At 36.8% G+C, this 10,627-nt stretch carries 11 protein-coding genes; 3 read left to right on the top strand and 8 right to left on the bottom strand.

Annotated elements, in window-relative coordinates; genetic code table 11:
• The coding region (locus tag AC1DOS_RS13760; RefSeq protein WP_477537959.1) for a Mur ligase family protein at positions 1 to 805 on the bottom strand (805 nt) is incomplete at its 3' end.
• A 111-nt stretch (positions 806 to 916) separates the two neighbouring features.
• Between AC1DOS_RS13760 and AC1DOS_RS13755 the strand changes: the two genes are divergently transcribed.
• Complete coding sequence (locus AC1DOS_RS13755) at positions 917 to 1,660, top strand: amino acid kinase family protein (RefSeq protein WP_477537958.1); 744 nt, start codon at positions 917 to 919, stop codon at positions 1,658 to 1,660.
• Here the strand turns inward: AC1DOS_RS13755 and AC1DOS_RS13750 are convergent.
• On the bottom strand, positions 1,650 to 2,732 hold the full coding sequence (locus tag AC1DOS_RS13750; RefSeq protein WP_477537957.1) for a CAP domain-containing protein: 1,083 nt from the start codon (positions 2,730 to 2,732) through the stop codon (positions 1,650 to 1,652). The genes AC1DOS_RS13755 and AC1DOS_RS13750 overlap by 11 nt on opposite strands.
• A 150-nt stretch (positions 2,733 to 2,882) precedes the next feature.
• Here AC1DOS_RS13750 and AC1DOS_RS13745 point away from each other — a divergent pair, with 150 nt between their 5' ends.
• The gene (locus AC1DOS_RS13745; protein ID WP_108584483.1) at positions 2,883 to 3,248 is read left to right on the top strand and encodes a YugN family protein; all 366 of its coding nucleotides are present in this window, start codon (positions 2,883 to 2,885) and stop codon (positions 3,246 to 3,248) included.
• A gap of 102 nt (positions 3,249 to 3,350) precedes the next feature.
• Positions 3,351 to 4,409: a sporulation integral membrane protein YtvI gene (gene ytvI, locus AC1DOS_RS13740; protein WP_108584481.1), complete on the top strand. Its 1,059-nt coding sequence runs from the start codon at positions 3,351 to 3,353 to the stop codon at positions 4,407 to 4,409.
• A 1,025-nt stretch (positions 4,410 to 5,434) separates the two neighbouring features.
• On the opposite strand, the gene AC1DOS_RS13735 is transcribed toward ytvI, so the two are convergent.
• From AC1DOS_RS13735 to AC1DOS_RS13710, 6 genes are all read right to left on the bottom strand, one after another.
• Entirely contained in the window at positions 5,435 to 5,896 is a 462-nt protein-coding gene (locus AC1DOS_RS13735; RefSeq protein WP_477537956.1) for a DUF420 domain-containing protein, read from the bottom strand.
• Between the two features lie 39 nt (positions 5,897 to 5,935).
• Complete coding sequence (ctaG, locus tag AC1DOS_RS13730) at positions 5,936 to 6,850, bottom strand: cytochrome c oxidase assembly factor CtaG (RefSeq protein WP_108584477.1); 915 nt, start codon at positions 6,848 to 6,850, stop codon at positions 5,936 to 5,938.
• 141 nt (positions 6,851 to 6,991) lie between these two features.
• Complete coding sequence (gene ctaF / locus AC1DOS_RS13725; RefSeq protein ID WP_108584475.1) at positions 6,992 to 7,324, bottom strand: cytochrome c oxidase subunit IVB; 333 nt, start codon at positions 7,322 to 7,324, stop codon at positions 6,992 to 6,994.
• Between the two features lies 1 nt (position 7,325).
• On the bottom strand, positions 7,326 to 7,952 hold the full coding sequence (locus AC1DOS_RS13720) for a cytochrome c oxidase subunit 3 (RefSeq protein WP_108584474.1): 627 nt from the start codon (positions 7,950 to 7,952) through the stop codon (positions 7,326 to 7,328).
• Complete coding sequence (gene ctaD / locus AC1DOS_RS13715) at positions 7,952 to 9,817, bottom strand: cytochrome c oxidase subunit I (RefSeq protein ID WP_477537955.1); 1,866 nt, start codon at positions 9,815 to 9,817, stop codon at positions 7,952 to 7,954. The genes AC1DOS_RS13720 and ctaD overlap by 1 nt, the downstream gene beginning before the upstream one ends.
• A gap of 34 nt (positions 9,818 to 9,851) precedes the next feature.
• Positions 9,852 to 10,627: cytochrome c oxidase subunit II (locus AC1DOS_RS13710; RefSeq protein WP_477537954.1), on the bottom strand; the 776-nt coding region annotated here is incomplete at its 5' end.

Raw genomic sequence — 10,627 nt, 5'->3', positions numbered from 1 at the left:
GTTCTTCTAAGATCAGGTGTTTTTTTCCGAACCATTTATTTTCTTTATTACTTTCTTTTGCTTTTTCAAACCAAAAAGGGTCATCTTCATTAACGACGATTTTTTTTGATAAATGAAGTAATTTACATTTTGCTTTCTTGTACGCTTCAATACCTTTGTGATCTTCTAAATGATCATGACCAATATTTAAAAAGACTCCTTGTTGAATCGAACAATGATCCAGTCGGTGTTGTGCTAATCCCATTGATGAGGCTTCAATAATTACRTGAGTTACATTCATTGCTAAAAGCTTCGCAAAAGTTTGATGAAGATGACTGGCAGACCATGTCGTGAGTGACGGGAAATTCTCTATTATTTTTTTCCCATTAACATATAGTCCGAGAGTCCCAATCACTGCTGTATGATAACCAAGAAAAGTGAGGAGTTGACCAATCATATGACTCACCGTCGTCTTACCGTTCGTTCCAGTAACTGCAACAATGTGTAACTGTTCTGATGGGTTTCCATGAATACGCGAACTGGCATGAGAAAGAAAAGTGCGTGTATTTGGTACAATTCCAAAAGCCACATCTTTACAAAACTGACCATCTTCACGATTTTCTGAAATGATACATACTGCCCCGTTGTGTATAGCTTCGTTTATATAAGCAGCTCCATTGGCATGTCTGCCTTTGATAACAATAAAGACATCACCGGTTTGAACGTCTCTCGAATCTTCCTTTACACCTCTTATCCATTCATTAAATGACCCATGTAACCATGTACAAGGCCAATCTTTTATTAAATCTGCAATGACAAAAGCCATTGTACCCCTCCTACACAAAATAAAATTGACCGAATACATTACAGTCAAGGTACGTTCATCGTATGTAAGAATGCGGGAAAATGTCACTCATGATAATAAGGAGCGAATTCAATGATTGTTCAGAAATTTGGAGGCATCGCGATGAAAGATAAAAAATCGCGTGAAATATGTATTAAACACATTAAAGAAGGCTTAGCCAAATATAAATCGGTAATTGTAGTTGTATCCGCAATGGGAAGACATGGAGATCCTTATTCCACAGATACTCTTATACAATTGACAGATGCTTTCCAATTTGCACCTGAATCAAAAGATGTAGCAGCAATATGTGGTGAATTGCTTTCATCATCCGTTTTATTTGCTGAGTGTTTAAAGGAGCAAATCCCTTGTCAATTAGCCTATGGTGTCCAGGCTGGCATTTACACAGATGACCGTTTTGGAGATGCTACAATCATTAAAACATCTAAACAGGCCATTGAAGAATTACTCCAACATATCCCCTGTGTTATCGTTCCTGGATTTCAAGGCATTACGACAGACCACCGTTTCACAACATTAGGCAGAGGTGGGAGTGATTTGACGGCTATTTTATTAGCTTCATTATTTGAGGCTAGTGCTGTCGAATTTTATAAAGATGTTCCCGGAGTTATGTCCAATGACCCTAAGAGTTCTTCAAATGTTCAAAAATTATCGCATGTTTCATATGAAAAACTTCAGCATTTATGTGAAACAGCGAAGCATCCGCTCATACAAAAAAAGGCAGTTGACATGGCTGCTAAGCACCACGTCCCACTGCACATTCGTCCCTTTGGTTCCTCAGAAGAAGGAACTTGGATAAATTCCGCTATTCATTAATATTTTTTCTATTAAGTACTTCTCGCTCTACAAAGTTTTGTGTATAGTATTTGCCAAATGTACCAACACCTAAGTGTGTGAAATCGGTTTTTAGTAATACTTTTCGATGATCCATCGAGTTTAACCAGCCATGCACAACTTCAGCAGAATCATAATAATTGGATCCAATGTTTTCAGCTGCACTTTCATACACAATTTGTGATTCCTCTAAGCGGTTTTCCAAATCTCCAAAATCCGGAGATTCATGAGAAAAATAGTTTTCCATAGCCATATCCTCACTATGTTTTCGTGCAACCATATGAAGGTCTTCGTCCTCTACAACCGTATCTACCGAGTGTTTCACACGAAATACATTTGTTAAGTCGAATAATAAACGTTCATTAGATTCGTTAATCGCTTTTTGCTCGTAAGTAGAAGGGACATCTGGCGCTAAATAGTCCCCTTTATACGTCATTTCATAAGGTTGATGGAGAACGGTTGTGCGAGGATCCGTAAAACGAATGGCTTCCACTTTCCCGTCTTCCTCGTCCACATAGATTTGTGCATATAGTCCATTAAACTTTACTAATAATCGATTTTTCATATCTACATCATTAATAGTAAAGGTATAAACACTAGAATCTAATTGCACTGAGATTTCCGATTCAATTATGGTGAAACGGTATAAATCATCGATTGTTTGCCCAACTTGATAAGGAAAAGCATCAAGATCTTCCCCAACAATATATACTTGAGTAATCGTATCATTCATGACACCTATTAACATGTAATTAGTGATGGAGTCATTATATACCCACCAATCATAACCAAAAGCAGAGGCTTCAATCCGATTAGGTTCCCCAAATGAATTAATTATTTCTTTTGTGTTTTGGCCTACCAAGGTGGATAGGCCTTTTTCTGGTCGCGGAATAGTACCTTCTCCAGAAGGTGGCGACAAGTTTTCTTGAGGCAATGCTTGTCCCCTTGAACCTGGAGCTTCTAATAATTCATTTTCTTGAATGGTTTGGTCTGAATAAAATATGACAGTTAAAATAATTGCTAAAAAAATTAATATTCTAACCAATACCTTCAATATGACAACTCCTAGTAATATAAATGATGAGTCTATTATATCAGTCTACAACGTATTGACACAATGTTGTCATTGCAACAAACGCTAAATTACACTATTATAAAATGGAAGCTCGACTTAAGGTTAAGCATGTAAAAGGAGGACGATTTTATGTATTTCGAAAACACAGGTATTGAAAATACAGCAGCTGATTTAGAATTATTAGATGAAATTATGTTAAATCATGGTCTTGTTCGTGAAGGACAATGGGACTACGAACGTGTAACGTATGACAAAAAATACGAAATCAAAGAAGGTACATTCTACTTACGTATTTTCGGCTTCACAAAAGACGGAGACGTTGGTGCTCACGATGCGATCATCACCTTGATGAAACCTGTTGTCGGCAAACACTACTTTCCACACGGTGTTGAGTATGGAGACCAAGAAGTGTTCCCTGAACACTTAGTGAAATCTTGCCAACAAACACTAACTGCTGTTAAAGCAGATATCAATGCATTTGAAATTCGCGCATAATTGAAACGCCGAAGAATTTTTTCTTCGGCGTTTTTTTCTATCACTTTTCAAATGTGTAAATGTTGTCTATACTTATAACATATGGAAAAAGAGGTGTTGCGAATGCCCAAGTGGATTACTAAGAAGTTTTTGATTATCGCTTTACTTATATTAATACTTATCCTTTTCATTACCTTTATACTTCCTCTTGCCGTCCCCATTTTATTAGCTTTGATTACGGCATTTTTACTTGAACCTCTCGTAAAATGGAGTAAACAAAAGTTTAATTGGAACCGTAAACCCGCAGTAATAACAATATTTATTTTATTTTTATTACTTACTACAGCTACTTTGTATTTTACTATTACACAATTGATCGGTCAGATTATACAATTAACAAAAATTGCACCAGACTATTTTAATACCTTGACACTTTCCTGGATGAATATACAAAGTAAATTATTTAGTTTTACACAAGGTATGCCAATTGAAGTTGTTTCTTCAATCAAAAAAGAATTAGATCAATTTTTGAAACTTATGCAAGAAGCGATTTTAGGTTTTGTAAGTTACGATAGTATTACTAACCTACTTACTGAAATTCCGAACTTTTTAGTCAGTTTTATCGTATACATAATTACGCTATTTCTATTTATGTTAGATTTAACAGATTTAAAGAAAATGGTCTTTAGACATTTTACCCCAGCAACTGCAGAAAAAGTTCGCTTTATGACGTCACGATTAAATTCTGTCATATTTGGTTTTATGAAAGCCCAACTGCTAGCTAGCTTATTTATCTTAGTTGGTAGTTTCATTGGCTTATTGTTCATCGCTCCTCAATATGCAATTGTCATGTCCATTGTCATTTGGATTATCGACATTATTCCTATTTTAGGTTCGATCGCAATAGTTGGACCATGGTCATTATACCAATTTGCAACCGGAGACATTGCTTTAGGCACCAAATTAGCAATACTAGCACTAGTGTTACTTGTCATTAGGCGATCAGTGGAACCAAAGCTGATGGGTTCACAGATTGGTTTATCCCCACTAGCAACTTTAATTGCCATGTTTATCGGATTACAAATATTCGGCTTTTTAGGATTAATAATAGGTCCATTCGTCGTCATTATTTTCACGACTGCAAAAGAAGCTGGCATTATTAAAACCAATTTCAAATTATAAAAAATTGCCATTCACCTTATTTACTCTGGTGAATGGCAATTTTAATTTAAGCTATTAAAGAATGTTGATACTGAAGAACAAATGTACGATAAAAGACAATGTCGTTTAACAATGCCTTTATTTTCAAAACAACTTAGTAAAATACAATATAATTATCACTACAACTACAAACCGAAACTTTGATTATATTTATTGAGGATGACAGGTTTTCAGTCCGCTTCGGACGCTTTACCTGCTGCACAATGTTCTAGAGAATAAAGAGGATGGGCTTGTGACTGTGTCACTCGCCCACCTCTCTTTTTGTAGATCATCCTGCGTCGAGTGTGCATCCTTCGCTCCCTTGCAACCTGGAAGGACACAGTAATTTTGATTTGGTTTACTACAGAATAGAAGATTTCTTTAAGTAGAAGTTCGACCGAAGATGCTTTTTCTGCCTCTTGTTGCTTTAATATTTTGGCTATTTTGGCAAAGTTTAAGAATGCTGTTGATATTAAAAAGAAACTAAAGAGTACATTTGAGCCTAGCATGCTAAGGAAGGAAGGTTAAAAACGCCACGTCCTGCTCCTGCGGTTACTCGTCGCAAAATGCAATGCGAGAAATTGCTCCTGCGGTTACTCGTCGCAAAATGCAATGCGAGAAATTTTGTGGCAACACCTTCATGCCCCCTTCCTGTGGGCCCAAGAATGAGAYCCACAAGTATGTGGTTTTCATACTTGTTGGCTAATGCAGAACGTGCGGCTAGCGCAAATGTACGATAAGCAATAGTTTACTTTAACTTAGCCTTTTATAAAAAGAGAATCGGCTCCCTTTCCGCGGACGGACAGGCAAGCCTCCTTACTCGTTCCTCGCTGCGGGGTCTTGCCAGCCCGTTTTTCCGCAGGAGTGTCGCAGATTCCCTTACTAAATTGAGCCAATAGAGTAGCTATGTTAAAGAATGCTTTCGATATTAAAAAAAACGAAAAAGTACATTTGCGACTAGCGCAAATGTACTTTAAACAACAGTGTAGTTTTAACAAAGCCTATAATTAAAATCCTAATATGGCTTTAAAGACGGAAGTAGTATCTCCACCTTGATAGATAATGTAAAGCAATAAATATACCATTACTCCTGTAATGGCTGTAAAGAACCAGATGATACTAGTGATTGGTCCAATTTTACGATGTCTTGCTAAATTATTTTTATAACCAGCCCAAATCGTTACAATCCCAAATACAGCTCCTGTTGTAGCTAGTATGATATGAAAGACCAAAAAGACAGTGTAATAGATTTTGTATTCATCTGGCCCACCAAAAGCAGTATTTCCAATGAATAATGTTCGTGAAATATAGATAGTAAAGAATGTTAAAGCTGAAATAGCCGCAGCAAACATCATCTTTTTGTGAGCTTCAATTTTTCTGTTTTTAACTAATGCCCATCCAATTGCAACTAGAACGGCACTTAACACAATAAAAAATGTACTTATTGTAGACAATAATAGTGAACTCATCTTTTCTTCTCCTAACACTCTTCTACTAATAAAAGTTGATTATTTGTTTGCTGCAAAAGCTTGACGCTCTAATAACGCTTTATTCGTGATCTCATCTGCATTCTCTTGTTCAGACTTATACCATTGGAAGAAAACCATCCCCAAGATTACTCCGTAAATAACTTCTTGGATAATTTTCATAATAACTCCACCTAATCTTTGATCTTCAATTGTAGACATATTTGAAAATAGTTCGGGTCCAGACAATGTCAAACTTGCCATCTTGGAAGAGGGTACACAAAGTTCCATTGCTTTTAACCATGCCTCTCCACTGGTATATGTAGCATACATGGAGTGATTAGAAAAAATAATTAAAGCGCAGGCAGGCGTTATTAATATCGCGCTTGCAATAATATAGCCAATTTTACTTAAGCCATGAACTTGGTGTTCTCCTTGTAGTTTATTCATAATTGGCCACCACAAGAAAAGAGATGATATGAAAAGTAGGAGCGTAAATAAAATGTGATACCATTCGTTTTGCTTGATTACATCAAAAACGAGTGGAATATGATAAATCGAAAACATACCACTAAATACGATTAATGCTAATAATGGCTTTGTGAAAAAACGAAACATAGGTTTAATGAATCTATTTTCAATTAATGCCTTCCATATCCAAATTGGAATGCCTGTTATCAGTAATGGTGGTATTAGCATCAATAGCAATGCCATTTGCGCCATATGGACAGAAAATAAAATGTGTCCTAATAAATCAGCAGGCGACCCTTTAACGATATACAGCAATACTACAGCAATGATAAAGGCGCTTGCTTCCTTTTTAGTTAACGATACATTTCCTTCAAACAAATGTCGCTTTTTGATCGTAATGAAAAAATAAAGAGCTATGACAAATAGAGTGGAAACTATAAAAAACGGACTCCATAATGCTTGAAAACCAAATATGCTTAAAGGCATCGAATATCGCTCCTTTTATCTTCAGTACTTCTATTATAAATCTCTATCACCATAACATCAATGAACGAACTATGAACAATACAAAGTCTATAAAAAAAGAGCTAGGAAAATTAACTTTTCCTAGCTCTTTTCGAATCTTATTTACCACCAAATAATTGTTACGAATGTTAATACTGTAAGGAATGCTACAAATGCGCCACTGAATAAAAAGAATTTTGCATTTTCATGACCTTTATGGCTCATATGCATGAAGTAATACAATTGCATAATAACTTGTATTACTGCTAATAACAAAATGATTGGTACGACTAAATTTGGAGAAAAATCAGCATACACTGCTGTAAATGCGATTAGTGTTAAAAAAATCATAATCGCAAATGTTGTCACTTGACCACGCATTTCATCTGCAGAACGGCGACGGGTATATTCGAACTCAGTTTTCGTTCTCATTTGATTTTGTACATCGTGTGCCATATTAACCCGCAACTCCCATCAAATAGACTACCGTGAAGATGAATACCCACACGACGTCAATAAAGTGCCAGTATAGTGAAGCAATATAGTATTTTGGTGCATTGTAAAGATTTAAACCGCGTTTTGAATTGCGAAGCATTAATAGAATAAACCAACCAAGCCCAATTAATACATGCAATCCGTGAGTTCCAACTAATGTAAAGAAGGAAGAACTAAATGCACTCTGACTATAATTAAATCCTTCATGGACATAATGATTGAACTCATATATTTCAAATCCAAGGAAAGCAGCTCCAAGAAGAACAGTAATCATTAACCAAGCTTGCATCGCTTTAAAATTATAGTTTTTCATATGGTACATTGCATATACGCTTGTTAATGAAGAAGTCAAAAGTAACATCGTCATGATAAATACTAGTGGTAACTGATACAATTCTTGCGTTGTGAATTCCATACCTTCTGGTCCTTTATTTTTAAGAGCCAAGTATGTGGCAAACAAGCTTGCGAATAAAGTAGTTTCACCACCAAGGAAAAGCCAAAAACCTACGAATTTGTTTTTCCCTTCAAGTGTCGAGTTTTCTGCATGTTGCGGCCAAGATTGTGGGGTGTACTTAGTATTTAAGTCCATTAGTGTTTACCCCCTTTTTTATCCATCAAATCTTCTTTGTGAATGTGGTAACCAAGGTCATCTTTCAATGAACGTGTTCCCATTGATAAAAACGTAATTAGCAATCCTAAAATCAATACAGGAACTGCCCATGCTTGTTCTCCGTTATATAATGCTCCAAAAGCGCCTACGAATAAACCAAACGCCATTACGAAAGGAATAAATGAGTTGTGTGGCATATGAATATCGCCAATTGGCTCAGCATATGTCATACCTTCTTTATTGCCTTCTTGTTTTTCGATCCAGAATGTATCTAGACCACGAACAAGTGGTGTTTGTTTAAAGTTGTAGAAAGGAACTGGTTGAGGAATAGCCCATTCAAGTGTTCGACCATCGCCCCAAGGATCACGACCTACAGCTTTATTCTGTGCAATTGTCTTCACGATATTTATTAATAATATCGTTACTGCTACAGCCATGAATATGGCACCAAATGAACTGATTAAGTTGAATAAATCCCATCCTTGATCTTTTCCGTATGTGAACACACGACGAGGCATACCTAGTAAACCTAGGAAATGCTGGATGAAGAATGTTAAGTTAAAACCAATTAAGAATAACCAGAATGTGATTTTCCCTAAAGTTTCATCTAACATCGTGTTAAACATTAACGGCCAGTAGAAATGCAAGCCAGCTAATAAACCTAACACTGTTCCACCCACAATAACGTAATGGAAGTGAGCAACGATGAAGTATGAATCATGTAATTGGTAATCAAGAGGCGCTGACGCTTGCATGACACCTGTTACACCACCGATTACGAACATCGGAATAAATGCAACAGCATATAACATAGCTGTTGTGAATTTAATACTACCGCCCCACATCGTTAACAACCAGTTAAAGATTTTAACACCTGTTGGAACAGCAATAGCCATTGTTGCTACAGCAAAAATCGCGTTAGCTGTTGCCCCAAGACCAGTTGTAAACATATGGTGAGCCCAAACCATGAAACCTAAGAAACCGATTAATACAGTTGCAAAGACCATTGCTGAGTAACCAAATAAACGTTTACGTGAGAAAGTCGCAAAAATCTCAGAGAAAACACCAAACATAGGTAAGATCAAAATGTATACTTCAGGATGTCCGAAGATCCAGAATAAATGCTCCCAGATGACTGTATTACCACCCATTGTATGATCAAAGAAGTTCGCATCAAACATACGGTCAAAAATCATTAAGAACAATCCTACTGTTAAAGGAGGGAAAGCAAATAAAATTAATGCAGATGCGACAAATGTAGACCATGTAAATAATGGCATACGCATGTAGGTCATACCTGGAGCACGCATGTTGATAATTGTTACTAAGAAGTTAATTCCGGCAATTAACGTACCACCACCAGAAATTTGAAGTCCTAGTGCATAAAAGTCAATACCATGTCCTGGAGATGCTAATGATAGTGACGCATAAGATGTCCAACCCGCGTCAGGAGCTCCACCCAAAAACCAAGATAAGTTCAAGAAGATTCCTCCGAAGAAGAACATCCAGAAACCTAAAGAGTTTAAGAACGGGAATGCTACGTCACGTGCACCAATTTGAAGTGGGACAACGGCGTTCATAAATGCGAAAATAAGTGGCATGGCGGCCAGGAAAATCATGGTCGTACCATGCATGGTGATAATTTCATTATATAAACCTGCACTCACAAAATCATTGTCAGGTTTTGCAAGTTGGATACGAATAAGCATAGCCTCAATACCACCAACGATAAAGAAAAATCCGCCGGTTACGAGGTAAAGGATGGCAATTTTCTTATGGTCGACTGTTGTTAAATAGTCCCAAAGAGTGGCTCCAAAGCCTTTTTTCTGTGCGATTGAACTCACAACTTTAACCTCCTTCTTGTCATTCTCTAGAAGATTATTCTTCTACAGATAGTCCCATTAAGTATTCTGTCAGAGCTGTGAGCTCTTGATCTGTAAATTTCTTACCATTATTTATATCTTCTGGTTGTGGCATTATGTTACCTGGTTTATGCGCTTCAGGATCATTAATCCATGCCTTAACGTTTTCATCTGTTTTATCCATGAATCCAGCCACACGGTTACGATCCCCAAATGTTGTTAAGTTTGGACCTTGACCTTTAGCACCTGTAGTACCTGCGCCAGATACAGCATGACACCCGATACAGCTGGTATTAAAGATTTCTTGGCCTTGTTGAGCCACGTCACCTTCAGGTGTTTTTTCTTTAGAAGCTTGCATGTTTGCAACCCATTTATCAAAGTCATCACGGTCTAATGATTTTACTTTAAAGTCCATTAGTGCGTGTGAAGGACCACAAAGTTCAGCACACTTACCATAAAACACGCCATCTTCAAGACCTGCAGATGGTTTGTCAAATTCTAAATAGAATTTGTTAATGTTTTCAACGTTTGTATCCAATTTACCACCAGCTGCAGGGATCCAGAATGAGTGCTTTACATCAGCAGCTTTCAAGTTAAAGTAAACTTTCTCTTTCGTTGGTACAACTAACTCTTGACCAGTTATGATTCCTAATTCAGGATACTCAAATTCCCACCAGTACAGGTTAGCTTTAACGTTTACTGTTACCGCTGTTGCATTACCTTTTGCATCCTTTTTATCCATGCCACTGACATCAGCTAAGTTGTATGTAGCAATAACAGTTGGAACAGCCA

The organism is Paenisporosarcina sp. P5_A11, assembly GCF_056400705.1.
Note: the sequence above shows the minus strand (reverse complement) of the source record. Positions and strands in the feature narration are given on the sequence as shown.

What these genes read in the sequence shown, in the direction of transcription:
- AC1DOS_RS13755 (WP_477537958.1), top strand. Translation starts at nt 917, where the DNA reads ATGATTGTTCAGAAATTTGGAGGCATCGCGATGAAAGATAAAAAATCG.
- AC1DOS_RS13745 (WP_108584483.1), top strand. Translation starts at nt 2,883, where the DNA reads ATGTATTTCGAAAACACAGGTATTGAAAATACAGCAGCTGATTTAGAA.
- ytvI (WP_108584481.1), top strand. Translation starts at nt 3,351, where the DNA reads ATGCCCAAGTGGATTACTAAGAAGTTTTTGATTATCGCTTTACTTATA.
- AC1DOS_RS13735 (WP_477537956.1), bottom strand. Translation starts at nt 5,896, where the DNA reads ATGAGTTCACTATTATTGTCTACAATAAGTACATTTTTTATTGTGTTA.
- ctaG (WP_108584477.1), bottom strand. Translation starts at nt 6,850, where the DNA reads ATGCCTTTAAGCATATTTGGTTTTCAAGCATTATGGAGTCCGTTTTTT.
- ctaF (WP_108584475.1), bottom strand. Translation starts at nt 7,324, where the DNA reads ATGGCACACGATGTACAAAATCAAATGAGAACGAAAACTGAGTTCGAA.
- AC1DOS_RS13720 (WP_108584474.1), bottom strand. Translation starts at nt 7,952, where the DNA reads ATGGACTTAAATACTAAGTACACCCCACAATCTTGGCCGCAACATGCA.